This window comes from Herbiconiux sp. VKM Ac-1786 (assembly GCF_015350805.1).
In the GTDB taxonomy this organism is placed as follows: domain Bacteria; phylum Actinomycetota; class Actinomycetes; order Actinomycetales; family Microbacteriaceae; genus Herbiconiux.
This window is the reverse complement of sequence record NZ_JADKSG010000001.1, coordinates 242,555-265,842: the sequence shown is the minus strand read 5'-3', so window position 1 is coordinate 265,842 and position 23,288 is coordinate 242,555. Positions and strand designations below refer to the sequence as shown.

The following is a 23,288-nucleotide window of genomic DNA, read 5'->3' as shown; positions in this document are numbered from 1 at the left end:
CCTGGGCGTATGAGCGGGGTTGGGGCGGGGCCAGGGGGTGGAACGGCAGTGCGCGAGGTGCACGCCGAGGTGTGCGTCGTGGGCGGTGGGCCGGCGGGGGTGATGCTCGGGTACCTGCTCGCGCGCGCCGGGGTCGACGTCGTGGTGCTCGAGAAGCACGCCGACTTCTTCCGCGACTTCCGGGGCGACACGATCCACCCCTCGACGCTGGCGCTCCTCGGGCAGCTGGGCCTGCGCGAGGAGTTCCTCGAGCTGCCGCACAGCGAGGTGGGCGCGCTCGACGCCGTGGTGAACGGCACGCGCATCCACGCCGTCGACTTCGCCCGGCTCGGTGGGGAGGACGACTTCCTGACCTTCATGCCGCAGTGGGACTTCCTCTTCTTCCTCACGCGCAAGGCGTCCGAGTTCGCCTCGTTCCGCATCCTGATGGGCACGGCCGCCACCGGGGTGCTCGAGGAGGGCGGGCGCATCACCGGTGCGACCGCCGAGGACGCCGACGGCCCGCTCGAGGTGCACGCCGGCCTGACGGTCGCCGCCGACGGCCGCGGCTCGACGGTGCGGTCGGCGGCGGGCTTCGTACCGACGGAGTCAGGGGTCGCCATCGACGTGCTGTGGTTCTCACTGCCGAAGCCCCGCGCGACGCTGAAGCCCACGCTGCTCTACGTCGCCGACGGGACCTTCGTGCTCACCATCGACCGGCGCGACCACTTCCAGGCGGGCCAGATCATCCCCAAGGGGCGCTTCGACGAGGTCAAGGCGGCGGGGCTCGAGGCGTTCCGGCGGAACCTCGCGGTCACCGCCAAGCCGCTGACGAGCGTGGTCGGCACGCTCACCGACTGGAACCAGGTGAAGCTGCTCAGCGTGCAGGTCTCCCACCTCGAGCGGTGGCACCGGCCTGGGCTCCTCTGCATCGGCGACTCGGCGCACGCGATGTCCCCGGCGTTCGGCGTGGGCGTGAACTACGCGATCCAGGATGCGGTGGCCACCGCGAACGCGCTCGTCACGACCCTGCGCTCGGGCGGGGGCGCCGCGGTCACCGGCGTGCAGCTGGCGGCGATCCAGCGCCGTCGGCTGCCGCCGGTGCGGCTGATGCAAGCCCTCCAGCTGCGGGTGCACGCCACGATCGCGAAGCCCGGCGCGGGGCCGCTCCTCGCCAGCCCGCCGACGCGGCTGCAGCGGATCGCGCTGTCGCTGATCGTGCCGATGCTGCAGGCCGTCGCTCCGCGGCTGATCGGCCGGGGCATCCGGCCCGAGACCGTCTCGCCCGAGCTCCTCGCCGCGATGCAGCCGGTGCAGCCGGTGCACAGTCAAAGCACAGACGGCGTGGGAAAGATGAGAGGAAGCGACGGCGCACGCGGCGCCGCCTGAGATCGGAGCGATCAGCATGGGATTCCTCGACCGACTGCTTGGCCGGGAAGAACCGCCGCAGAACCCCGGCTACGGCCAGGGCGGGTACGGGCAGCAGCCTCCCGCCGCGCCGGCCGGTCAGGGCCAGGGCGCGCAGGGCGCTCAGCGCAGCGACGACGAGATCGCGGTGGAGCGCTACCGCTACCTCCTGCGCACGGCCCCGCCCGAGACCATCGAGCAGGTCCACGAGGAGGCGTTCACCAAGCTGACGCCCGAGCAGCGGCGCATCCTGTTCACCCAGCTGAGCGAGAACGCGCCCGCCGGTGACCAGCCCAAGGGCGACGACCCGCACTCGCTCGCGCAGTCGGCGACGCGGTCGGAGATCCGTCAGCCCGGCACCATGGAGCGCGCCTTCGCGGGCGCCGGACGCCAGGGCGGCGGCATGGGCGGCGGCGGTGGAATGGGCTTCGGCTCGATGATGGCCTCCTCGATGCTCGGCACGGTGGCCGGTTTCGTGATCGGCTCGGCGCTCGTGAGTGCCTTCCTCCCGCCGGTCGGCTTCGACCAGGCCGGGGCCGACGGCGGCGACGCCGGGGCCGATGGCGGGGACGCCGGTGCGGACGGCGGCGACACCGGCGGCGACGCGGGCTCCGGCGGTGACGTGGGCGGCGACGCCGGCTCGGTCGACGCCTCGGGCGGCGACTGGTCGGGCGGCAGCGGCGACTTCGGTGGCGGGGGCGACTTCGGCGGGGGCGACTTCGGTGGCGGCGACTTCGGCGGCGGCTTCGACTTCTAGAGGCACCCGGCCCACCGCGGGGCGGGTACCGCGCCCGAACGAGGCAGGCGACGCGCGCGGCAGACGGCTGTCGACTGGATAGGGTGAACGGTATGACCGATCTGCGCATCGTCGAGCACGAGCAAGACGACACCGTCACCTACTACGTCGTCACCGACCTGAACCCCGACGACTTCCCCGACGCCCCGTCGCTCGGCCCGTTCGCCACGCGCGCCGAGGCCGAGCAGGCCGTCGTCGACTGGGACGCCGAGCTGATCGCCGACGCCGACACCGATCCCGCCACGAGCGACGACCCGGCCGCCGCCGCACCCGCCGGGCCGATCGCCGACGACCCGCTCGGCAACGCCGACGGCCGTCCCGAGCGGGTCTGAGCGCGTCGCGCCCAGGCCCCCGTCGACGAACCCCGCCGCCCGCAGCGACGCGAACCCAGAACCTCACATGACCACGAACGCCTACGACAGCCGTCCCTGGCTGGCGAGCTACTCGCCCGACCTCGCCCCCACGATCGGCGAGCGCGAGGTCGACTCCGTCGGCGCGCTCGTCGACGCGACCTGCCGCCGCTACGCCGACCGCCCCGCCTTCTCCAACCTCGGCAAGGTGCTCACCTTCGCCGACGTCGGCCGGCTGAGCGACGCCTTCGCCGCCTTCCTGCTCGGTGACCTCGGGCTCACCAAGGGCGACCGCATCGTCGTGCAGAGCCCCAACCTGCTGCAGTACCCGATCGCGGTCTACGGCGCCCTGAAGGCCGGACTCGTCGTGGTCGGCGCGAACCCGCTCTACAGCGCGAGCGAGATGAAGAAGGTGTTCATCGACTCGGGTGCCGTGGCGATCGTGGCGCTCGAGAACTTCGCCGACAAGCTCGAGAAGATCATCGGCGAGACCTCTCTGCAGCACGTCATCCTCACCGAGGTCGGCGACCTGCTGCCGGCACCGAAGCGCGTCGTCACCAACTTCGTCGTGAAGCGCGTGCGCAAGATGGTGCCGCCGCACGGCCTCACCGGCACGATCCCGTTCCGGCAGGCGCTGGCGGCGGGGGCGAAGAGCGTGGCCGAGGCGCGCGGGAGCGGCCGCGCATCCGTCGACCGGCCCGTCGTCGAACCGGGTGACACCGCCCTGCTGCAGTACACGGGCGGCACGACCGGCGGCACCAAGGCCGCCGTGCTCACCCACGCCAACCTGCTCGCGAACCAGGCGCAGATGCTGGCGCCGATGAAGCTGCGGCTGACCCCGGGCGAGGAGACGATCCTCGCCGCCCTGCCGCTCTACCACATCTTCTCGATGACGGTGAACGGCCTGGCCTTTTTCGCCTACGGCGCCCACAACGTGCTCGTCACGAACCCGCGCGAGACCGCCGACCTCGTGAAGACGCTGCAGTCGACGAAGCCGAGCGTCTACATCCTGGTGTCGACGCTGGCGGCCCAGCTGCTCGACACCGAGGCCTTCCGGGCGCTCGACTTCTCGGGCCTGAAGCTCGCGGTGGCCGGCGGCATGGCCGTGCGCAGCGCCACCGCCGACGCCTGGCGCGAGGCGACCGGCAGCGACATGCTCGAGGGCTACGGGCTCACCGAGGCCTCGCCGGTGGTCTGCGTGAACCCGACCTGGGAGCATCCGCGGGTCGGCACCATCGGCCTGCCGCTGCCCTCCACCGACATCGAGCTGCGCGACGACGACGGCAATCCGGTGGCACTCGGTGAGCGGGGCGAGCTGTGCGTGCGCGGGCCGCAGGTGATGTCGGGTTACTGGAACCAGCCCGAGAACAGCGCCGAGGTGCTCGTCGACGGCTGGCTGCGCACCGGCGACGTCGCCACCATGAGCGACGACGGTTTCATCACGATCGTCGACCGCAAGAAGGACATGATCGTCGTCTCGGGCTTCAACGTCTACCCCAGCGAGGTCGAGGAGGTGGCGATGTCGCACCCCAAGGTGAAGGACGCCGGCGCCATCGGCGTGCCCGACGACCGCTCGGGGGAGTCGGTGGTGCTCTTCGTGGTGCCCTCCGACCCGACGATCACGAAGGACGAGCTGACCGCCTACTTCAAGGGCGAGCTGGCCGGGTACAAGCGCCCGCACCGCATCGAGTTCCGCGACGAGCTGCCGAAGACGAACGTCGGCAAGGTGCTGCGCCGAGAGCTCAAGGCGCTGCTCGACGAGACGCCCGCCGCCTAGGCGGCCCTCCGGGCGGGTTCCGGATGCGCGGCGGCGCCTCCTGCTCTGTGACGTCGTTCGGCGGCGTGGGGTTCCGGATGCGCGAGGGCACCCGATCCGGGGTGGACGCGCGGCGCGGCCGAGCCGAAGGCGTCCGCCGCCGCGCGTCGGAAGTGCCGGAGGCCCCGGCCCCAGAAGGCGAGCGGGGTCAGGCCGCCGGCGCGCAGTGCCGGTCCGTGGTCGATCGCCACGACGGTGGCCGCGCCCACCGCCACGACCCAGGCGGCGGCAGCCGCGAGCATCCGGAAGCCCGTCGACGTGCCCGCGAACCCGAGCTGCAGCTGCGCCACCTGGAAGCGGATGTGCTCGACCTCGTCGGTCAGCACCCGCCGCGCCACGCCCCGCAGCACCGGGTCGGCGGAGCGCTCGAGCGCGGCGAAGTACTCCAGCGCCACGGTCTCGGCGACGAGGAAGAGCGTCACCTCGGTGCGGAGGCCCATCAGCCGCCGCAGCCGCACGAACACCGCGTCCGACCAGTGCGCCTCGAGAGGGCCGACGCCGAAGCGGCGGAGCGCGCGGCCGAACAGTGCGGAGTGCTTCTGCTCCTCGGCCACGAACAGGCCGAGGGCGGTGTCGTGGTCGGGGTCGCCCAGTCGGGCCGCCTTCGAGCGGAGCCCCTGCCCCTCGCCGCTCTCGCCGAGCTCGAAGCGCTGCAGCGAGCGGGCGATGGCCGCGATGTGACCGGCCGGGAGGGGCGAGATCGATCCCCACGGGATGGTGCGGTCGAGCCGCTCGTGCCGGGCGAGGTTGCCCCTCGAAGTACTCCGCCCATTCGGCGAAAGGTCGTTCTCTCGTGCGCTGCTGCTCGGTCACGATCGCTCCTTGCGGTAGTGTTTGAGGCGTTAACATATCGAAGAACGATATGAAACGCACGTCTTTCGATAAATCAGGAGGATCCATGGCTTCGGTGATGCTCGGCGCCCTGAGAGCGCTGCTCGTGCTGCTGTTCGCCGGGGCCGTCGCCGCCCAGGTGGCGGGCTACGCGGTGGCGCGGGCCGTGCTGGGCGAGGGTGCGGCGGTCGTCGTGGCCGTGCTCGCGGTGGCGGGGCTGGTCTGTGTCGAGGTCGTGCTGGTGTGCGTCTGGGCGCTCGCGCCACTGGCCCGCGACGGTCGCATCTTCGAGGCCGAGCGGCGCCCCGACCGGTGGGTGCGCGGAGCCGTCGCGGCCCTCGCGATCGGTGGCGCCCTCGCCACGGTGGGGCTCGGCTATCTGCTGGTCAGTGGCGCCGCCTCCACGCCGGCCGGCGCGACCGTCGCGGTGCTCGCGGCGGCGGTGGCTGCCGCGGCCGCTGCCCTGGCCCTGCTCGTCGACGTCATGCGGAGGCTGCTGCATCGCGCGACCGGCCTGCACGACGAGCTCGCCGAGGTCGTCTGATGCCGATCGTGATCAACCTCGACGTCGAGCTGGCGAAGAAGAAGATGTCGGTCAGCGATCTCGCGGCGGCCGTGGGCATCACCGTGGCGAACATCTCGATCCTGAAGAACGGGCGCGCCAAGGCCGTGCGCTTCTCGACGCTCGACGCCATCTGCCGGGTGCTGGGCTGCCAGCCCGGCGACATCCTGAGCTACGCGGAGGGGCCGGCCGACGCCGACGGCGCCGGTGACGCCGACCCCGACGACGACGGCGCCGCAGGGAGCGCCGGCCCCCGCCGGTAGACCACCGTGATGCCGATCACCGCGGCGACCACGAGCGCGATCAGCAGCACCACACCGCCCAGCGAGATCGCCGGGGCCGCGAGCGGCAGCAGCAGCACCGCGAGCGCGGCACCCAGGCTCACCGCGGGCGGGATGACGGTGGGCCCGGTCAGCGGCCGGTAGAGCACCCACATCATGACGAAGAACACCGCGACCGGGATGCCGGTGGCGTAGCCGATGACGGTCGACGGCACCTCGAGCTCGTGCCCGATCGACTCGACCGCCACCTCGAGTCCGGCGCCGAGCGCCGCGAGCGCCGCGAACACGAGGTAGTGCCCGTAGCCCCAGAAGAAGGAGCGCGACCGGTGTTTCTCGAGCCCCTCGTGGGCCGGCTCGAGGAAGTAGACCCACCACAGCCCGAACAGCAGCGCCAGCCCCGAGGCGGCGATCAGCACGAACTCGCCGGTGGCCGCCCCGGCGCTCAGCACGCCCTGCACCGCCGAGCTCGACGCCGCGACCGACTCCCCGAGCAGGATGATCGTGAACAGCGAGTATCGTTCGGCGACGTGGTGCGGGTGCCACGCGATGTGGCGCCCGCGTTCGGCGATCAGCGGCACGGCCAGCTCGCAGAGCGCGAGCAGCGCGAACACCGCGACCTGCGCGGCGAACGGCAGGTCGTTCAGCACCAGGAGCCGGAAGATCCACAGCGCCTGCACGATCGAGATGCCGATGGCGTAGCCGAGGGCGGTGCGGCGACCGGGCTCGTCCTGCACCGCCGCGCGCAGCCACTGGCCGACGAGGGCCACGCGCATGATGAAGTAGCCGAGGGTGACCAGCCCCCAGTCCTCCTCGTTGAAGGCACCGGGCACGCCGGCCGCCAGCACCAGCACCCCGCCCATCTGCAGCATGGTGAGCAGCCGGTAGGGCACGTCGTCGGTGTCGTAGGCCGAGGCGAACCAGGTGAAGTTCAGCCACGCCAGCCAGATCGCGAAGAACACCATCAGGAAGTTCGGTAGCGCGGTGGCGATGTGGTCCTCGGCCACGGCGTGGGCGAGCTGGGCGACGATCGAGGCCACGGCGACGACGAAGGTGAGGTCGAAGAGCAGCTCGAGCGGCGTCGAGACGCGGCCCTTCTCGTGGATGCTGCGGCCGCGCATCCGGAGCACCGGGACGATGCTGCGCCGACGCGTGCTCATGACGCCGTCGACGAGACGATGAGCAGCACGAACTGGATCACGACCGCGGCCACGCCGATGCCGAGCAGGATCCACCCCGTGGTGCGGAACGCGCGGCCCTCGTGTGACGGGTCGTCGATGCGCCCGACCGCCGGGTCGCGGGGGTTCACGTGCACGGTGACGTCGTCGCCCGGTTCGGGGGAGTGCCCGTGGTCGTCGGAGCAGGGGGCCTCGTAGAGCACGCCGTCCTCGCCCATCCAGCGGTAGACGAGCTCGCCGCCGTCGGCGAGCACGACGACACCGAGGGTCTCGGGCCAGTTGCGGAAGAACGCGCCGCGCACGTAGCCGACCACGAGCAGCAGCACGCCGAGGCCGATGCCGATCCAGCTGAACAGCTCGGTGATCAACGAGACTGCGTCGACCGGATCGTCCATGCTCACACCCTATTGCCTGCCCGCGACGTCGAGCGGGTGCGGCGACCCGGTGGCCGATCGCTAGAGTTTCGGCATGAACGGCGTGCAGCTCCTTCTGGTGATCGTCGGCGCGATCGCCGTCACGGGCATCGCCCAGCGGCGCGGCCTGCAGCCCGCGCTCGTGATCACCCTGGTGGGCTTCGCCGCCTCGTTCATCCCGGGGTTCACCGGGCTCGAGCTCGACTCCGAGATCATCCTCGGGCTCGTGCTGCCGCCGCTGCTGTACTCGGCGGCGCTGAACTTCTCGTTCATCTCCTTCCTGAAGAACCTGCGGCCGATCGTCGGGCTCGGGGTCGGTCTCGTCGTGGTCACCGCGCTCGTCGTCGGGGTCTTCGCGTCATGGGTGGTGCCGGCCCTCACCCTCGGCACGGCCATCGTGCTGGGCGCGATCGTGGCGCCTCCGGATGCGGTGACCGCCGTCGCGATCGGCACGAAGCTCGGGCTGCCGAAGCGGGTGATGTCGATCCTCACGGGCGAGAGCCTCGTCAACGACGCTGCCGCCCTGACGCTGTTCTCGATCGGGGTCTCGGCCGTGGTCGGCACGCACACGTTCATCGACAGCCCGGTGCTGCTGTTCCTCTACAGCGCCGGCGTCGGCATCGGGGTGGGGGTCGTGCTCGCGGGCGTCGCCACGCTCATCCGGCGCTTCCTGAACGACCCGCCGCTGGAGACCGTGCTCGGCCTGATCGTGCCGTTCGCCGCCTACCTCCTGGCCGAGCAGCTCGAGGCCTCCGGCGTGCTCGCCGTCGTGGCCGCCGGCTTCGCGATCGGTGCCAGCTCCCGGCGCGCGGGCTACGCGACGCGGTTGCAGGAGCGCGACGTCTGGTCGTCGATCGACGTGCTGCTCGAGGCCTTCGTGTTCGCCTACATGGGGCTGCAGCTGCGCTTCGTCATCCAGGACGTGCAGGAGGCGGGCGGCGCCGACTCGGTCTGGCAGGTCTTCGGGGCGGCGCTGCTGGTTCTGCTCGTCGTGCTGCTGATCCGCCCGGTGTGGGTGTTCGCGTCGTTCGGGCGCAACGTCGTGACCGACCGGCTGATGCGCCGCAAAATGGCGAGCGACGAGCGGATGCGCGCCCGGATCGAGCGGGAGAACATCGCCCGGGCGGCCCGCGGCCGGAAGCCCCGGCAGTTCCCCGTCTTCCTGTCGTGGAAGGAGAGCGTCGTCGTCTCGTGGACCGGGATGCGCGGGGTGGTGACGCTGGCCGCCGCCGCCGGTGTTCCGCTGTCGCTCGCCGACGGCACGCCGTTCCCCGGGCGGCCGGAGATCCAGGCGATCGCGTTCACGGTGGCCGTGGGCACGCTCCTCGTGCAGGGGCTGACGCTGCCGGCGCTGATCCGCTCGCTGAAGCTGAGCGACCCGGCGCAGGACGCGATCGACGAGGAGCAGGCCGCCCACGCGCAGGACGTGGCCCGGGAGGCGTCGAGCGAGGTGTTCGCCGAGTTCGTGCGCAACCCGCCGGCGAGCATGCCACCCGAGATGGTGAAGGGCGTGGAGGAGCGGGTGGCGCAGCGCTCCGCGGCGGCCGAGCGGGAGGCCGACCCGGCGACCACGGAGTTCGGGCGCGAGATGGGGGCGCTGCAGCGCCGCGTGATCCGGGCGCAGCGGCTGGCGATCATCCGGGAGCGGGATCGCAACCTGCTCGACGACGAGGCGGCGCGGGAGTTCCTGGCGAAGCTCGACTACCAGGAGGCGGCGATCGAGTCGCGGTTCGGGGACCGGCTGTGAGGATGCCCTCGGCGGTGCGGGGGCCTTCGGCGGTGCGGTCGGTGCGGTCGGCGGGGTCGCTCCGCCCGGCCGGGTTGGTAGTGTCCTCGGCATGAGCGGACTGATCATCACCGTGGGCGGGAAGACACCGGTCGTCGACGCGGAGGCGTGGATCGCGCCGACCGCGACCGTCATCGGCGACGTGCGGCTGGCCGCCGGATCGAGCGTGTTCTACGGCGCCGTGCTGCGGGCCGACGGTGACCGGATCTCGCTCGGCGCCGGATCGAACCTGCAGGACAACGTCGTGGTGCACGTCGACCCCGGGCATCCGGCACTCATCGGCGCAGGGGTGAGCGTCGGCCACAACGCGGTGCTGCACGGCTGCACGGTGGAGGACGACAGCCTGATCGGCATGAACGCGACCGTGCTGAACGGGGCCGTGATCGGCACCGGATCGCTGGTGGCCGCGGGGGCCGTGGTGCTGGAGGGCACCGTCGTGCCGCCCGGATCGCTGGTCGCCGGGGTGCCCGGAAAGGTGCGGCGGTCGCTGACCGAGGAGGAGCGGGCGGGCATCCGCCGTAACGCGACGACATATCTGGGGCACGTGGAGGCCCACCGGGGCGGCACCGTCGGAGGCTGAATCTAGAGTGGAGGAATGACTTCCCCGCGTGTCTACGTCATCCACGAGAACCCCGAGTGGCTTCCGCCGCTCGCCGCCGCGTTCGAGGCGGAGGGGGTGCCGCTCGAGGAGATCCTGCTGACCGAGGAGTCGCCGTTCGGCGGCATCGACCTCGCGTCGCCGCCACCGCCCGGGGTGTACTGGTCGCGCATGAGCGCCTCGGCGCACACCCGCGGCAACCCGCACGCGAAGGAGTACACCCGCGCGGTGCTCGCGTGGCTGCAGGCCGGGGGAGCCCGGGTCGTGAACGGCAACCCGGGGGCCTCGTCGGCATCCGGGCTGCCCGTCATCGACCTCGAGGTGAGCAAGATCGCCCAGCACCTGCTGCTCGCGCAGGCCGGCTTCGACGTGCCGCGCACGGTCGCCGTGTTCGGGCGCAGCGGGCTGCCGGCGGCGGCGAGGCAGTTCGGGCTGCCCTTCATCTCCAAGCACAACCAGGGCGGAAAGGGCCTCGGCGTGCGCCGCTTCGACAGCTACCAGGAGTTCGACGCCTACGTCGCCGGGCCCGAGTTCGAGGAGCCGATCGACGGAATCACGCTGCTGCAGGAGTACCTCGTGGCGGCCGCGCCGTTCATCACGCGCGCCGAGTTCGTGGGCGGGCGCTTCGTCTACGCCGTGCGGGTCGACACCTCGGACGGCAGCTTCGAGCTGTGCCCGGCCGACGCGTGCGCGGTGCCCGGGGCGGCGCCGCTGTTCTCGGTGCGGGAAGGGTTCGAGAGCGACCCGCTGGTGTCGCGGTACGAGGCGTTCCTGGCCGCCAACGGCATCGAGATCGCGGGCGTGGAGTTCATGGAGACGCTCGACGGGCGGCGCGTGACCTACGACATCAACACGAACACGAACTACAACCCCGACGTCGAGGCGTCGAGCCCGGTGTCGGGGCCGCGGCGGATCGCGCAGTTCCTGGGCGGGCTGCTGGTCTCGGAGCACGCCGGGGTGAACGCCTGATGGCCGGCATGCGGTTCGGGTACTGGACGCCGGTCTTCGGCGGGTGGCTGCGCAACGTCGACGACGAACAGACGCCGTTCAGCTTCGAGCACGTGAAGCAGATCGCGCAGACGGCCGAACGCATCGGCTTCGACCTGACCCTGATCGCCGAGCTCAACCTCAACGACATCAAGGGCCAGGAGGGCCCGAGCTTCGACGCCTGGGAGCTCGCGGCAGCCATCGCGGCGGTCACCTCGACGCAGGAGATCATGACGGCGGTGCGGCCCGGCTACCACCTGCCGGCCGTGGCGGCCAAGCGTGCGGCGACGATCGACGAGATCTCGGGCGGGCGCTTCTCGCTCAACGTCGTGTCGGCCTGGTGGGCCGAGGAGGCGCGGCAGTACGGCGGCATCTTCTCGGAGCACGACGACCGGTACAAGCGGAGCCTGGAGTTCGTGTCGATCCTGAAGGGGCTGTGGGCCGAGACGCCGTTCAGCTTCGACGGGGAGTACTACTCGCTGTCCGGAACGTACCTGTCGCCGAAGCCGCGGCGGGCTCCCGTCGTCTACGCCGGTGGGGAGAGCGAGGGCGGCAAGCAGGCCATCGCGCGGTTCGCCGACGCCTACGTCACGCACGGCGGCACGCCCGACGAGCTGCGGGCGAAGGTCGCCGACCTCACCGAGCGGCGGGCTGCCGTGACAAACGAGCCGTTCCAGTCGTTCGGCATGGCGGCGTACGCCATCGTGCGCGACACCGAGGAGGAGGCGCAGGCCGAGCTCGAGCGCATCACCGACGTGCGCGGGGGAGCGGCCTACGAGTCGTATCAGGACTTCATCTCGAAGTCGCAGCTCGACACGAAGGTCGACCTGCGCGACTACTCGGTCTCGAACCGGGGGCTGCGGCCCGACCTCGTCGGCACACCCGACCAGGTGGCGCGGCGGGTGCGCGAGTTCTCGGATGCCGGGGTCGACCTGCTGCTGCTGCAGTTCTCACCGCACCTGCGGGAGATGGAGCGGTTCGGGGAGCAGGTGATCCCGCGGGTGCGGGAGCTGGAGGCGCGGGGGTAGGGTCGCCTTCGCGATCTCGCGATCTCGCGATCTCGCGTTCGAGCGCCCGGTGCCTGGTGGTGCCGGGCGCTTCTGCGTGTGGCACGGCCGGGGACGGCGAAGGGGGCGGTGACCAGATGGTCACCGCCCCCTCAGGCGTTCAGCGGGGAGTTACTCCGCGCGTCGTGCCGCGTTGGTGCGACGGGCGACCAGCAGCAGGCCACCGGCGGCCAGCAGCAGCGCGATGCCGCCACCGGCGAGCGGGGCGATCGGTGCGCCGGTGTTGGCCAGCGAGCCGTTGCCACCCGAGCCGGCCGGAGCCGGTGCCGGGGTGCTGCCGCCGTTGTCCGCAGCGGTGATGGTGATGGTCGACGTGGCGACCGCGCTGGTGGCGCCGTCGATCGTCTGCGTGGCGGTGATCGTCACGGTGCCGGCGTCGAGCTGCTTCGACAGCGCGATCTCCCACTTGCCGTTCTTGACGACAGCAGTGCCCGCGGCGTTGCCGTTCACCTGGAGGGTGACCGTGGCGCCGTCGATGCCGGTGCCGCTGACCGAGGTCGGGCCGGCGCCGAGGTCGTAGCCGAGGCCCGTCTTCGGGTCGGTGATCGCCGGGGCGACCGGCACGACCGAGAACTTGACGGTGACCGGAGCCGACGACGAGGCGTTCTCGCGGGTCTGCACGGCGGTGACGCTGTACGAGCCGTAGTCGAGGTCGACATCGGTCGACCAGGTGCCGTTCTGAGCGACCGTGAGGGTCTTCTCGACGTCACCCGACAGGGTCAGGGTCGCGCCGGGCTCACCGGTGCCCGAGATGACGGGAACCGAGGTCTCGACGACCTGGCCGTCGAACGGCGAGCTGATGACGGCCGGCTCCAGCGGGGCCGGAACGACCTCGACCGAGAACGAGCTGCTCGCGGAGGTGTCGAAGCCGCGCTCGGCGCGCACGGTGTAGTCGTAGTCACCAGGGGTGCCCGGTGCGGGGAACGACCACTTGCCGTCGGTGACCGTGACCTCGAAGGGCTCGCCCGAGCCCTGGGTCGCGACGACGGTCGAGCCGGCGGGAGCCGTGCCCGAGATGGCGCGACCGGTGTAGACCTGGCCGCCGTCGGCGGGGGAGGTCAGCGCCGGAGCGTCGAGGTGCAGGGCGACGGTGTAGCCGCCGGTCAGCGCGAGGCCGGCCTCGAGGTTGGCGCCCCAGACGAAGTCCTCACCGGTGTCGAGCTTGCCACCGGCGGACAGGACGCCCACCGCGGTCTCGCCCTGGACGAGCGATCCACCGGAGTCACCGGGGGCCGCCGTCATCAGGCTGCCGAAGCCGTAGACCTGGCGGGGGTTGTTGCCCTCCGCGTCGGTCACGGTCGCCCAGCCGTTGATGGCCTCGATGGTGCCGGTGGTCGAGCCGGTCGTGCGACCGCTCTTCCGGACGGCGCCGAGCTCGGCCTCGCCGACGGCGGAGACGTCGGTCGTAGACGCGGCGAGGTCCTCGCTGGAGGCGGTGCTCCAGTCGGTGACCTCGGGCAGGAGGGTCAGGTCGTCGTTGGTGACGTCGATGACCGAGATGTCGACGCTCTTGACGTCGCCGTCGGCGCCGGGGGTGTTGCCTGCTCCGCCGAACTGCGAGAAGGCGAGCTGGCCGAGGCCGGTGACGAGCTGGACGTCGCTGTTGTCGGTGGCTCCGCCACCGGCCGGGTCACCGGTCGGCAGGGTGAGCTGGCTCACGTCGAGCGAGTTGTCGCCCGTGCAGTGTCCGGCCGAGATGACCGCGGGGTCGCCCTCGGGCGACCAGCCGCTGAAGCCCACGGAGCAGAGCCCGCCGCCCGTCGAGGAGGCGTCCTCTCCGGCGAAGTAGCCGGCGCCGCCGACGACCTCGTCGGCGTCGTAGGCCCGCAGCGGAGCGGTCAGCACGCGCACGGTGACGTTGCTGTTCGACTCGACGAGGAACCGGGCATCCGGAGCGATCTGGTCGATCGCCTCGGTCGTGTAGACCACGGGGCCGTCGGCACCCTGGGCGACGGCCTGGATCCCGTCATCGGCGAGCAGCGTCTGGGCGAAGGCGTCGAACGCCGCTCCCGACACGGGGGCTTCCCCACCCTCGGTCGCGAAGGCGACCTGCCCGAACGCGCCGCTCATGCCGGCGACGGCAACTGTTCCGACCGCGAGATACGCGAGTCTTCTCTTCATCGTCATCTATGACTTCCCCTGATTCCGTGTATCCGTCAGGGGGCATAGATCTAGCCCTCACCTGCGTGACGGAACGGCCCCCTGCCCTCCACCATAGTCAACATCTGTCGGCAGTTACAGAGAAAGGTCGCAGAAAGAACTCGGCTTCTTGCCCGATCGGTCGGCAGATGGTCGGATGGGGCCATGACTGCTCGCTCCCTCGTCACCGCCGTGGTTCTCCTTCTCGCCGCCTCCGCGCTCTCGGGCTGCGCGTCGTCGCAGAACGGCTCCGGGGACGGATCGGGTGATGGTCAGGCGTCCACGGTGTCTCCGTCGGAGCTCGAGGGGGAGTGGCGGGCCGAGGCGCCCGACGAGGCGCGGCTGAGCTTCGACGCCGACGGGGCCGTGCGGGGCACCGACGGCTGCAACGGCGTCAGCGGCACCACGAGCGTGACGGGGAACGAGGTCAGCTTCGACCTCGATCTGTCGACGCTGCGGGCGTGCGTGGGAATGACGACGTCGTTCTCGGAGCTGGGGTCCGCGATCGTCGAAGGAGACGTGATGACGACGCTGACCGTCGACGGGTCGGAGATCGTGCAGCTGCGGCGCCAGTAGCTCGCGCTTCTCGTTCCGCCCTCGCTGACCGGGTTGTCAGGGGGCGGCGGTAGCGTGGGGGCATGCCCGAGAACGAGCCCACCGGTGGTGTCGGCGAGGCGGCCGCCGTGTCCGTCGTCGACGACGAGCTGCTCGCGCGCATCCGCTCGAGGGCCGCTGTGCACGATCGCGAGAACACGTTCCCGCACGACGACCTGAGCGAACTGCGCGACGCCGGCTACCTGCGGATGTTCGCGCCGGTCGACCGCGGCGGTCTCGGGTTCGGGCTCGAACGCGTCGCCCGGGAGCAGACCCGGCTCGCCACCGCGGCGCCGGCCACCGCGCTCGCCCTGAACATGCACCTCGTCTGGACGGGCACGGCGAAGGTTCTCCTCGACCGCGGCGACGACTCGATCGCCTGGGTGCTCGACGACGCTGTCGCGGGTGAGGTGTTCGCCTTCGGCAACAGCGAGGCGGGCAACGACCTCGTGCTCTTCGGCTCCCGCACGGTCGCGACGCCTCAGGCCGACGGCGGCTACGCCTTCACCGGCACCAAGATCTTCACCTCCCTCTCCCCCGTCTGGACGAGGCTCGGCGTCTTCGGCCGCGACGACACCGACCCCGAGGCGCCCCTGCTCGTGCACGCGTTCCTCGAGCGGCAGCCCGGCGTCGAGACCCTCTCCGATTGGGACACACTGGCCATGCGCGCCAGCCAGTCCGAGACCACGGTGCTCACCGACGCCGTCGCCCCGGCCGCGCGCGTGGTCCGGCGGCTGCCGGCCGGGCCGAGCGCCGACCCGCTGATCTTCGGCATCTTCGCGAACTTCGAGGTGCTGGTCGCCGCCGTCTACACCGGTCTCAGCCAGCGGGCGCTCGAGCTCGCCGTCGAGGCCGCGCACCGGCGCACCTCCTTGAAGGCGAACGGGCGGTCGTACGCGCACGACCCCGACATCCGCTGGCGCATCGCCTCGGCGGGCATCCAGCACGACGGCATCCCGCCGCAGATCGAGGTGCTCGCCCGCGCGGTCGACGCGCTCGAGAACCGCGGTGCGGCCTGGTTCCCGGCGCTCGTGGGCCTCAAGGTGCGCGCCACCGACAGCGCCCGCGTCGTCGTCGATCATGCCCTGCGTGTCTCAGGCGGCTCGGCCATCGCCTCCTCGAGCGAGCTCGGGCGGCTCTACCGCGACGTCGTCGCGGGCATGTTCCATCCCTCCGACGACGAGTCGGCGCACTCCACGGTCGCGAACGCGCTGCTCGGGCCCGTGCCCGAATGACGCGCGTGGTCACTCCCCGGCGCCGTTCGGCGGCCGGGCGCCTCGGGGTGCTGTCGGGTGTGCTGCTCGCGGCGACGATGGCGGTCTCCGGATGCACGGGGTCGGCGCTGTTCGGGGGCGGAACCGCGGGCGGGCCTGCGGGTGCCGCGACGTCGAGTGCCGGGGGCGGTGGCGGGTCGGGGGTCGCCCCGTCCGGGAGTGCGACGTCGGCGGCGGGGGGCGCCTCGGGGGCGGCACCGGAGGGGAGCGGGCGGGTGCGCGGGGAGTTCCCCGTCGTGTCGGTGGGGGAGCGCATCCGCTTGTATGCCGAGGCGCGACTGTCGACCATGACGCTCGAGCAGAAGCTCGCGTCACTCGTGATGGTGCACGTGGGCGGGGCCGATCCGGCGCCGCTGCAGGCGTATCTCACCGCGAACCAGCCGGCCGGGCTGCTGCTGCTCGGCGACAACGTGCCCGGGTCGAGCGTGCAGGCGACGGCGTTGACGGATGCGCTGCAGCAGAGCGAGGGCCTCGGCACCCTCGTGGCGATCGACGAGGAGGGTGGGATCGTGGCGCGGCTGGCGGAGGACGGGTATCCGGCGGCGGACACCCTGAAGTCGGAGCCGGTCGCGTCGACGAACGATGCGTTCGCGCAGCGGGCGGCGCTGCTGGAGGCGACCGGGATGACGGTGAACTTCGGGATCGTGGCCGACGTGACCGCCGATCCCGGGTCGTTCATCTTCGAGCGGGCGCTCGGAACGGAGGCGGCGTCGGCGGCCGATCGGGTGGCCGCCGCGGTGGAGGCGGAGCGCGGGCACGTGTTCAGCACGCTGAAGCACTTCCCGGGGCACGGGGCGACGGCGGGGGATTCGCACACGTCGATCCCGTCGACGCCGCTGCCGCTGGAGCAGTGGCGGAGCGAGGTCGCCCCGCCGTTCGCCGCGGGGATCGATGCCGGGGCCGAGCTCGTGATGTTCGGGCACCTGGCCTACACGGCGGTGGATGCGCGGCCCGCGTCGCTCTCGCCCGAGTGGCATCGCGTGCTGCGCGAGGAGCTCGGGTTCGAGGGCGTGGCGGTGACGGATGATCTGCTGATGCTCGAGGCGTCGGGGGTTCCGGCGTACGCGGATCGCACGGCGAACGCGATCGCGGCGGTGGCGGCGGGCAACGACGTGCTGCTCTACAACAGCACGGTGGATCTTCCGCCGCTCGTGGCGTCGCTGGCGGCGGCGGTGCGGGCGGGAACGATCCCGGCGTCGCGGGTCGACGACGCGGCGCTGCACGTGCTGACGCTGCGGCGGGAGCTCTGGGTGCAGCAGCACCCGGCGGGCTGAGCCGGGCCGCTCTCGTCGCTAGAGGGTGTCGGGGCGGGGGTGGTCGCTCGGGGTGGCTGAGGTGTCGGGGGCTGGGGTGGGTGCGTCTGGGGCAGGCGCGGGTGCGGATGTGGCGGGTGCCGATGCTGCCGCGGCGGGTGCGGGGGCCGACGTGTCCACGCCTGTGCTCGCGGTGTCGGGCGCGGCGGGCGCGGGCGGGGTCGCGCGGCGGGAGCCTCGGCGCACCACCGCGACGATGAGCAGCGCGATCGCCGCGAGCACTGCGAGCGGCAGCAGCCACGGGATGAGAACCCCGGCGAGCACCAGGAATGCCGAGGCCGTCGCGCCGAGCGACGCCCAGCCGGCCGCGAGGCCTAGCCAGAAGTCACCGGGCGCGGCCGAGGGCAGCGCCCCCTTCTGCTGCAGGTCGAGCGTCAGCGTCGAGTAGTCGATCTGGTCGGAGAGGTACTGCTTCTGCGACTTCAGGCTGTCGAGCTGCCCCTGCCGGTCGGAGATCGCGGTCTCGAGCTCGATCAGGTCGGCGGTGGTGGCCGCTGACCCCACCAGGTCGAGCAGCCGGTCGACCGAGGCCTGCAGTGCCGAGATCTGCGCGTCGAGGTCGCGCACCTGCAGCGTGACGTCGCTGGTGCTGATCGACACCGACTCGACGTCGCCCAGCTCGCGGAGCCCGTCGACGGCCTGGTCGACCGATTCGGCCGGCACCCGAACGGTGAGCTGCGAGCTCGCGCCCTGGTCGTCGCTGCCGGCCTCCTGCGTGCGGGAGTCGATGCGCCCGTCGAGCGAGTCGACCAGCGCGATCGCGTCGTCGGTCGCGGCGGCGGGGTCGTCGACGGTGATCGTGATCCAGCCCGTGGTGATGACGCTCTGCTCGGACTCGGCGAGCGACTCGGTCGAGCCGTCGGCCGCGACACCGCCCTCGGGCGCGGCCTCGGCGGGGTCGAGGCGCTGCCCGTCGACGTACGGGACGCCCTCGGACTGGCTCGACGAGGAGCCGGCCGCCGAGCATCCGGCCAGCAGCAGCACCGCGACCACGGCGGAGGAAGCGAGGATCATTCGTCTCATGCCGCTCACGCTAGGGCCGGTTGTCTGAAGGCCGCCTGGGACCGCCGCGATGGTTACCCGGTCGTTATCGCTGCGCCTCGACGGGCCGATGTCGGGCGCTCGCGTTAGGGTCGGAGCATGCTCGAACGAACCCTCGGCCGCACCGGCCGCTCCGTCTCCATCATCGGCCTCGGTACCTGGCAGCTCGGCGCCGACTGGGGCGACGTCGACGAGAACGCCGCCCTCGACGTGCTCGCCGCCTCGGTCGACGCCGGCGTCACCTTCTTCGACACCGCCGACGTCTACGGCGACGGGCGCAGCGAGACCATCATCGGCCGCTTCCGCCGCGAGAATCCGGATGCGCGGCTCACCGTCGCCACGAAGATGGGCCGCCGAGGCGCGCAAGATCCGGCCGAGTTCACGCTGGCGAACTTCCGCGCCTGGACCGATCGCAGCCGCGCCAACCTCGGGGTCGACACCCTCGACCTGGTGCAGCTGCACTGCCCGCCGACCCCCGTCTTCTCGAGCGACGCCGTCTACGACGCGCTCGACACCCTCGTCGAGGAGGGCGCGATCGCGAACTACGGCGTGAGCGTCGAGACCACCGCCGAGGCGCTCGCCGCGATCGCGCGGCCCGGCACGGCGACCGTGCAGATCATCCTGAACGCCTTCCGGCTGAAGCCGCTCGACGAGGTGCTCCCGGCGGCCCGCGAGGCCGGCGTCGGCATCATCGCGCGGGTGCCGCTGGCGTCGGGGCTGCTGAGCGGCAAGTACACGGTCGACACCACGTTCGCCGAGAACGACCACCGCACCTACAACCGCGACGGCAGCGCCTTCGACGTCGGCGAGACCTTCTCGGGGGTCGACTTCGCGACCGGTGTCGAGGCGGCGCAGGCCTTCGCGGCCGCTCTGCCCTCGGGGGTCGCTCCGGCGGCGGCGGCGCTCGCGTGGGTGGCGGCGCAGGACGGCGTCTCGACGGTCATCCCGGGTGCACGCAACCGCGCCCAGGCCGAGTCGAACGCGGCCGCCGGCTCGCTCGAGCTGCCGCCGACCCTCGACGCCACCGTGCACGAGATCTACGACCGCTCCTTCCGGGCCGCCATCCACGACCGCTGGTAGGCGACCGCGCGGTCGGGGTGAGGTGCGCCCCCTGGTTGTGGGGGTGCGCGGCGCGCCCGCGGCCGATGCTGCTCGGCCTAGCATGGGGTCGCGGTCGGTAGGCGGCGCGCAGCGTGCGACCGGGCCGGGTCGGCGCGTCCACCGCCGGGCCTTCCGGTCACGAGTGTCCTCGCACAGCGGGTGGCGGAACGGCTTGGGGGAGCGATGAGCGGTGCGGGCGGGGCAGCGGGCGGCTCGGGTGGAACAGCGGGCGGCTCGGGATCGACGCCGGGTTCGAATCCGGAACCGACGGCGCGAGCGACGCCAGGACTGACGCCGGGGTCGGCGGCGGGATCGTCGGCGGGCGCGCGTCGCGCGACGATCGTCGCCGTGGTGTCGCTGGTGCTGGCGACCGCGTTCTGGGCGGGCAACAACGTCGTGGGCGTCGTCGCCGTGCGGGAGCTCGACCCGATGAGCCTCGTGCTGCTGCGGTGGTGCCTCGCGCTCGTGCCGCTCGTCGTCATCGCGCAGCTCGTCGAGCGGCCCGACTGGCGGGCGCTGTGGCGCAACTGGCGGTGGCTGCTCGCGCAGAGCGTGGCGGGCATCCTCGCGTACTCGCTGCTGCTCTACTCGGCCCTGCTGCACATCGACGCGCTGAGCGCCTCGCTGATCAACGCCTTCAACCCGGCGCTGATCAGCATCGCGGCGGTCGTGATCCTGCGGCAGAAGCTGTCGCGCACGGCGGCGATCGGTATCCTGGTGGCGCTCATCGGCGTGCTGATCGTGCTCTCGCGCGGCTCGATCCTGTCGCTGTTCACCGGCGGCTTCGGCGTGGGCGACGTGCTGATGATCGGCGCGATCCTTGCCTGGACGGCTTACACGCTGCTCCTGCGCCAGGCGCCGCGGATGCCCGCCATCAGCGCCACGGCCGCCCAGGTCGCGATCGCGGTGGTGCTGCTCGCACCGGTGTCGCTGCTCACGGGCGGGCCGACGTTCCCGCAGACCGACGGCGGCTGGTGGGCCCTGGGGTTCATCGCCGTCTTCCCCTCCGTCATGTCCTACCTCCTGTGGGGGCGGGCGCTCGCGGTCATCCCGCCGGCGCGCGCGGGCGTGTTCCTCAACCTCATCGCGGTGTTCACGGCGATCTTCGTGGTGATCGCGGGGCAGCCGCTGACCCTCGCGCAGGCGATCGGCGGCCTCATCGTGCTCGGCGGCGTCGCCCTGGCGAACAGCGCGGCCTTCCGCCGCACCCCCGCCGTCCCGGGCCCGGCCTCGCCCGTGCCCCCGACGACACCGACGCCCACCGACCCCTAGATCGAGTCCCTCGAGCGGCCCACGCCGACAGACCCCGAAAACGCCGCGGAGCGTCCCCGCCCCGATCCAGCCGTCGCAAATCGCCCTCTCAGAGCTCCGAGAGGGCGATTTGCGACGGCTCGGCCGGGCCTCTCACCTGGGTACGCTCTCGGGGTGGCCGCTGACGAGGAGACGGTCGTGCACGTCACGCGGGACGCCGCGTGGCTTCCGCGGTCCGGGCGGGCCGAGGTCGTCCGGCGGTCCACACCACCCACGCCGATATGCGTCGCCAGGCTGCTGATCCGCCGAACCGACCGCGTCTTCTGCGTGGCCCGGCCGGACACCGGGCGGCGGCTCGACCTCCCGGGTCTGGACCTCGGAGTGCCACCCCATCGTCGAGGGCAGCTGGGTGAGCATCGGCACCGACTCCCCACTTCGAGATCGGCACTGGTTTCCGCTCGTGAAGTGACGTAGGGCGAAGACGACGGGTCAGTTGCGGTCGTTCGGGTCGACGCCCGTGCGCTCGCCCGTCTCGAGGGAGGCGATGGCCGCCAGGTCGGAATCGTCGAGCGTGAAGTCGAAGACGTCGAGGTTCTCGACGATGCGCGCCGGCGTCACCGACTTCGGGATGACCGCGAGACCGAGCTGCACGTGCCAGCGCAGCACGATCTGCGCCGGGCTGCGGCCGTGCTTCGCGGCGAGGCGGGCGAGTACGGGGTCGGCGATCAGGCCACCGCGCGCGAGCGGCGACCACGACTGCGTCACGACGCCCTGCGCCGCGTCGAAGGCCCGAAGCGCGGTCTGCGGCAGCCGCGGGTGCAGCTCGACCTGGTTGACGGCGGGGACGACGCCGGTCTCCTCGACGATCCGGGTGAGGTGCGCGGGGTGGAAGTTGGCGACGCCGATCGAGCGCACGCGCCCCGAGTCGCGCAGGGCGATCAGCGCCCGCCAGGCCTCGACGTACCGGTCGCGGAGCGGGGCCGGCCAGTGGATGAGGTAGAGGTCGAGGTGGTCGAGGCCGAGCATCCGCATCGAGTCGTCGAAGGCGCGCAGGGTCTCGTCGTAGCCGTTGTCGGTGAACCAGACCTTGGTGGTGACCAAGACCTCCGAGCGGTCGACTCCGGATGCTCGCACCCCCTCGCCGACGCCCCGCTCGTTGTGGTACATCGAGGCGGTGTCGATCAGGCGGTAGCCGTGGCGGAGGGCGAACGAGACCGCGGTGGCGGCCTCCTCGTCGGTCGTCTTGTAGACACCGAGGCCGAGCTGCGGCATCGCGGCGCCGTCGTTGAGCGGGAGCAGGGGAGACGGGGACACGATCAGCCCGTGATCGTCGCGACGGGCTCGGTGTCGGGCAGCGGGCTCGCATCCCGGCCGCGGAGGTCGGGGTGGTAGCGCTTGCCGAGGAGCGGCACCAGGAACCCGAGCAGCGCCAGGGCCGCGGCCACGATGAACGCTCCGACCGCGCCGATGCCGTCGATCAGGAAGCCGGCCAGCGCCGACCCCACGGCCGCGCCGATCAGCTGACCGGTGCCGACCCAGCCGTAGGCCTCGGCGGTGTCGCTGAACCGCACGCTCGCCGAGACGATCGCGAACATCACCGCGAGGGCCGGCGCGATGCCGATGCCCGCGATGAAGAGCGTGATCGCGAGCCACCAGATGTTCAGCCACGCGGCGGCGATGGCGGTGCCGACGAAGACGATCGCCATGCGGCGGGCGAGCGCCCAGGGGCCGATCGGCTTGTGGCCGAGCGAGAGTCCGCCGACGAGGGAGCCGATCGCGAAGACCGCGAGCACGATGCCGGCCTCGGCCCCGCCCTCGCCGAACGTCGACACGACGCCCGCCTCGATGGCCGCGCAGGCGGCGACGAGCAGGAAGCCGACGATGGTCGCGAGCAGCACCGGCGGCTTCTTCAGCACGACGCCGAGCTTGCGCTTCGAGCGCGGGATGCGCACCCGACCGAGCTCGGGGCTGGTGAGGAACCAGATGCCGCCGCCGATCAGGAACGCCACCGCGAGCATGATGCCCCAGACGGTGCCGATCTGGATCGAGACGAAGGTGACGATGACCGGCCCGAGCACCCAGATGATCTCCTGCGCCGAGGCGTCGAGCGAGAACAGCGGGGTGAGCTGGGAGGAGTTCACCATCTTCGGGTAGATCGTGCGCACGGCCGGCTGGATGGGCGGGGTGCTGAGCCCTGCGATCAGCGCGATGCCCATGTCGGCTGCGATGCCGAGCGGGAACAGGGCGATCGTCGAGATGGCGAGGGCGCAGATGATCATCGCCGTGAGGATGACCGGGCGCATGCCCCAGCGCCCCATCAGCCGGCTCGTCAGCGGCCCGGCGATGGCCTGGCCGATGCTCAGCGCGGCGAGCACGAGCCCCGCCACGCCGTAGGAGTCGTAGGTGTGCTCGATGTGCAGCAGGAACGCCAGCGACAGCATCCCGTTCGGGAAACGCGCGGTCAGCTGGGCCGCGATGATGCGCGCGACGCCGCGCGTCTTCAGAAGGTCCCGGTAGCTGCTCATAA

Annotated in this window: 22 protein-coding genes; 15 read left to right on the top strand and 7 right to left on the bottom strand. The window is 72.0% G+C overall.

All coding sequences use genetic code 11. The features are described from left to right. Positions 1-48 precede the first annotated feature (48 nt). From ITJ64_RS01225 to ITJ64_RS01210, 4 genes are all read left to right on the top strand, one after another. Complete coding sequence (locus ITJ64_RS01225) at positions 49-1,368, top strand: FAD-dependent oxidoreductase (RefSeq protein WP_370544982.1); 1,320 nt, start codon at positions 49-51, stop codon at positions 1,366-1,368. A gap of 16 nt (positions 1,369-1,384) precedes the next feature. Further along, a complete protein-coding gene (locus ITJ64_RS01220) occupies positions 1,385-2,143 on the top strand; it encodes a hypothetical protein (protein WP_194678943.1) in 759 nt (252 codons plus the stop codon). A gap of 92 nt (positions 2,144-2,235) precedes the next feature. Next, positions 2,236-2,514 carry a hypothetical protein gene (locus ITJ64_RS01215; protein WP_194678942.1) on the top strand — a complete coding sequence of 93 codons (279 nt, stop codon included), beginning with the start codon at positions 2,236-2,238 and terminating at the stop codon, positions 2,512-2,514. A gap of 67 nt (positions 2,515-2,581) precedes the next feature. Beyond that, on the top strand, positions 2,582-4,309 hold the full coding sequence (locus ITJ64_RS01210) for an AMP-binding protein (protein ID WP_194678941.1): 1,728 nt from the start codon (positions 2,582-2,584) through the stop codon (positions 4,307-4,309). Here the strand turns inward: ITJ64_RS01210 and ITJ64_RS01205 are convergent. Further along, positions 4,306-4,902: a ferritin-like domain-containing protein gene (locus tag ITJ64_RS01205; protein ID WP_194678940.1), complete on the bottom strand. Its 597-nt coding sequence runs from the start codon at positions 4,900-4,902 to the stop codon at positions 4,306-4,308. The genes ITJ64_RS01210 and ITJ64_RS01205 overlap by 4 nt on opposite strands. 344 nt (positions 4,903-5,246) lie before the next feature. On the opposite strand from ITJ64_RS01205, the gene ITJ64_RS01200 reads away from it, so the two are divergent. Continuing rightward, positions 5,247-5,723: a DUF2975 domain-containing protein gene (locus ITJ64_RS01200; RefSeq protein ID WP_194678939.1), complete on the top strand. Its 477-nt coding sequence runs from the start codon at positions 5,247-5,249 to the stop codon at positions 5,721-5,723. After that, complete coding sequence (locus ITJ64_RS01195; RefSeq protein WP_194678938.1) at positions 5,723-6,004, top strand: helix-turn-helix transcriptional regulator; 282 nt, start codon at positions 5,723-5,725, stop codon at positions 6,002-6,004. The genes ITJ64_RS01200 and ITJ64_RS01195 overlap by 1 nt, the downstream gene beginning before the upstream one ends. Here ITJ64_RS01195 and ITJ64_RS01190 read toward each other — a convergent pair. Then, on the bottom strand, positions 5,914-7,179 hold the full coding sequence (locus tag ITJ64_RS01190; RefSeq protein WP_194678937.1) for a low temperature requirement protein A: 1,266 nt from the start codon (positions 7,177-7,179) through the stop codon (positions 5,914-5,916). The two genes, ITJ64_RS01195 and ITJ64_RS01190, sit on opposite strands and share 91 nt — an antisense overlap. After that, the gene (locus ITJ64_RS01185; RefSeq protein ID WP_194678936.1) at positions 7,176-7,592 is read right to left on the bottom strand and encodes a DUF3592 domain-containing protein; all 417 of its coding nucleotides are present in this window, start codon (positions 7,590-7,592) and stop codon (positions 7,176-7,178) included. Before ITJ64_RS01185 ends, ITJ64_RS01190 begins: the two co-directional genes overlap by 4 nt. 73 nt (positions 7,593-7,665) lie before the next feature. Here ITJ64_RS01185 and ITJ64_RS01180 point away from each other — a divergent pair, with 73 nt between their 5' ends. The 4 genes from ITJ64_RS01180 (at position 7,666) to ITJ64_RS01165 (ending at position 12,009) form a co-directional block, all read left to right on the top strand. Continuing rightward, positions 7,666-9,357, top strand: a complete 1,692-nt coding sequence (locus ITJ64_RS01180) for a Na+/H+ antiporter (RefSeq protein ID WP_228507612.1) — start codon at positions 7,666-7,668, stop codon at positions 9,355-9,357. Between the two features lie 91 nt (positions 9,358-9,448). Then, entirely contained in the window at positions 9,449-9,976 is a 528-nt protein-coding gene (locus tag ITJ64_RS01175; RefSeq protein WP_194678935.1) for a gamma carbonic anhydrase family protein, read from the top strand. A 15-nt stretch (positions 9,977-9,991) separates the two neighbouring features. Further along, positions 9,992-10,963, top strand: a complete 972-nt coding sequence (locus tag ITJ64_RS01170) for a RimK family alpha-L-glutamate ligase (RefSeq protein WP_194678934.1) — start codon at positions 9,992-9,994, stop codon at positions 10,961-10,963. Next, on the top strand, positions 10,963-12,009 hold the full coding sequence (locus tag ITJ64_RS01165; protein WP_228507611.1) for an LLM class flavin-dependent oxidoreductase: 1,047 nt from the start codon (positions 10,963-10,965) through the stop codon (positions 12,007-12,009). Before ITJ64_RS01170 ends, ITJ64_RS01165 begins: the two co-directional genes overlap by 1 nt. Before the next feature lie 150 nt (positions 12,010-12,159). Here ITJ64_RS01165 and ITJ64_RS01160 read toward each other — a convergent pair whose 3' ends face one another. Beyond that, a complete protein-coding gene (locus tag ITJ64_RS01160) occupies positions 12,160-14,169 on the bottom strand; it encodes a hypothetical protein (RefSeq protein WP_194678933.1) in 2,010 nt (669 codons plus the stop codon). Between the two features lie 183 nt (positions 14,170-14,352). Between ITJ64_RS01160 and ITJ64_RS01155 the strand changes: the two genes are divergently transcribed. The 3 genes from ITJ64_RS01155 (at position 14,353) to ITJ64_RS01145 (ending at position 17,329) form a co-directional block, all read left to right on the top strand. Further along, positions 14,353-14,763: an META domain-containing protein gene (locus tag ITJ64_RS01155; protein ID WP_194678932.1), complete on the top strand. Its 411-nt coding sequence runs from the start codon at positions 14,353-14,355 to the stop codon at positions 14,761-14,763. A gap of 62 nt (positions 14,764-14,825) precedes the next feature. After that, a complete protein-coding gene (locus ITJ64_RS01150; protein ID WP_194678931.1) occupies positions 14,826-16,016 on the top strand; it encodes an acyl-CoA dehydrogenase family protein in 1,191 nt (396 codons plus the stop codon). A gap of 5 nt (positions 16,017-16,021) precedes the next feature. Continuing rightward, positions 16,022-17,329 carry a glycoside hydrolase family 3 N-terminal domain-containing protein gene (locus ITJ64_RS01145; RefSeq protein WP_370544981.1) on the top strand — a complete coding sequence of 436 codons (1,308 nt, stop codon included), beginning with the start codon at positions 16,022-16,024 and terminating at the stop codon, positions 17,327-17,329. Between the two features lie 18 nt (positions 17,330-17,347). Here ITJ64_RS01145 and ITJ64_RS01140 read toward each other — a convergent pair whose 3' ends face one another. Then, positions 17,348-18,391, bottom strand: coding sequence for a DUF4349 domain-containing protein (locus tag ITJ64_RS01140; protein ID WP_194678930.1), 1,044 nt, complete (start codon positions 18,389-18,391; stop codon positions 17,348-17,350). Positions 18,392-18,508: 117 nt separating this feature from the next. Between ITJ64_RS01140 and ITJ64_RS01135 the strand changes: the two genes are divergently transcribed. Then, positions 18,509-19,489: an aldo/keto reductase gene (locus ITJ64_RS01135; protein WP_194678929.1), complete on the top strand. Its 981-nt coding sequence runs from the start codon at positions 18,509-18,511 to the stop codon at positions 19,487-19,489. Between the two features lie 204 nt (positions 19,490-19,693). After that, on the top strand, positions 19,694-20,782 hold the full coding sequence (locus ITJ64_RS01130) for a DMT family transporter (protein ID WP_228507610.1): 1,089 nt from the start codon (positions 19,694-19,696) through the stop codon (positions 20,780-20,782). Positions 20,783-21,250: 468 nt separating this feature from the next. Here the strand turns inward: ITJ64_RS01130 and ITJ64_RS01125 are convergent, their stop codons facing one another. Both ITJ64_RS01125 and ITJ64_RS01120 read right to left on the bottom strand, forming a co-directional pair. Continuing rightward, positions 21,251-22,075: an aldo/keto reductase gene (locus ITJ64_RS01125; protein ID WP_194678928.1), complete on the bottom strand. Its 825-nt coding sequence runs from the start codon at positions 22,073-22,075 to the stop codon at positions 21,251-21,253. A gap of 2 nt (positions 22,076-22,077) precedes the next feature. Next, positions 22,078-23,286 (bottom strand): MFS transporter, encoded by a 1,209-nt coding sequence (locus ITJ64_RS01120; RefSeq protein WP_194678927.1) that lies wholly within the window; start codon positions 23,284-23,286, stop codon positions 22,078-22,080. Positions 23,287-23,288: the final 2 nt, after the last annotated feature.

What these genes read in the sequence shown, in the direction of transcription:
- ITJ64_RS01220 (WP_194678943.1), top strand. Translation starts at nt 1,385, where the DNA reads ATGGGATTCCTCGACCGACTGCTTGGCCGGGAAGAACCGCCGCAGAAC.
- ITJ64_RS01215 (WP_194678942.1), top strand. Translation starts at nt 2,236, where the DNA reads ATGACCGATCTGCGCATCGTCGAGCACGAGCAAGACGACACCGTCACC.
- ITJ64_RS01210 (WP_194678941.1), top strand. Translation starts at nt 2,582, where the DNA reads ATGACCACGAACGCCTACGACAGCCGTCCCTGGCTGGCGAGCTACTCG.
- ITJ64_RS01200 (WP_194678939.1), top strand. Translation starts at nt 5,247, where the DNA reads ATGGCTTCGGTGATGCTCGGCGCCCTGAGAGCGCTGCTCGTGCTGCTG.
- ITJ64_RS01195 (WP_194678938.1), top strand. Translation starts at nt 5,723, where the DNA reads ATGCCGATCGTGATCAACCTCGACGTCGAGCTGGCGAAGAAGAAGATG.
- ITJ64_RS01190 (WP_194678937.1), bottom strand. Translation starts at nt 7,179, where the DNA reads ATGAGCACGCGTCGGCGCAGCATCGTCCCGGTGCTCCGGATGCGCGGC.
- ITJ64_RS01185 (WP_194678936.1), bottom strand. Translation starts at nt 7,592, where the DNA reads ATGGACGATCCGGTCGACGCAGTCTCGTTGATCACCGAGCTGTTCAGC.
- ITJ64_RS01180 (WP_228507612.1), top strand. Translation starts at nt 7,666, where the DNA reads ATGAACGGCGTGCAGCTCCTTCTGGTGATCGTCGGCGCGATCGCCGTC.
- ITJ64_RS01175 (WP_194678935.1), top strand. Translation starts at nt 9,449, where the DNA reads ATGAGCGGACTGATCATCACCGTGGGCGGGAAGACACCGGTCGTCGAC.
- ITJ64_RS01170 (WP_194678934.1), top strand. Translation starts at nt 9,992, where the DNA reads ATGACTTCCCCGCGTGTCTACGTCATCCACGAGAACCCCGAGTGGCTT.
- ITJ64_RS01165 (WP_228507611.1), top strand. Translation starts at nt 10,963, where the DNA reads ATGGCCGGCATGCGGTTCGGGTACTGGACGCCGGTCTTCGGCGGGTGG.
- ITJ64_RS01160 (WP_194678933.1), bottom strand. Translation starts at nt 14,169, where the DNA reads ATGAAGAGAAGACTCGCGTATCTCGCGGTCGGAACAGTTGCCGTCGCC.
- ITJ64_RS01155 (WP_194678932.1), top strand. Translation starts at nt 14,353, where the DNA reads ATGACTGCTCGCTCCCTCGTCACCGCCGTGGTTCTCCTTCTCGCCGCC.
- ITJ64_RS01150 (WP_194678931.1), top strand. Translation starts at nt 14,826, where the DNA reads ATGCCCGAGAACGAGCCCACCGGTGGTGTCGGCGAGGCGGCCGCCGTG.
- ITJ64_RS01140 (WP_194678930.1), bottom strand. Translation starts at nt 18,391, where the DNA reads ATGAGACGAATGATCCTCGCTTCCTCCGCCGTGGTCGCGGTGCTGCTG.
- ITJ64_RS01135 (WP_194678929.1), top strand. Translation starts at nt 18,509, where the DNA reads ATGCTCGAACGAACCCTCGGCCGCACCGGCCGCTCCGTCTCCATCATC.
- ITJ64_RS01130 (WP_228507610.1), top strand. Translation starts at nt 19,694, where the DNA reads ATGAGCGGTGCGGGCGGGGCAGCGGGCGGCTCGGGTGGAACAGCGGGC.
- ITJ64_RS01120 (WP_194678927.1), bottom strand. Translation starts at nt 23,286, where the DNA reads ATGAGCAGCTACCGGGACCTTCTGAAGACGCGCGGCGTCGCGCGCATC.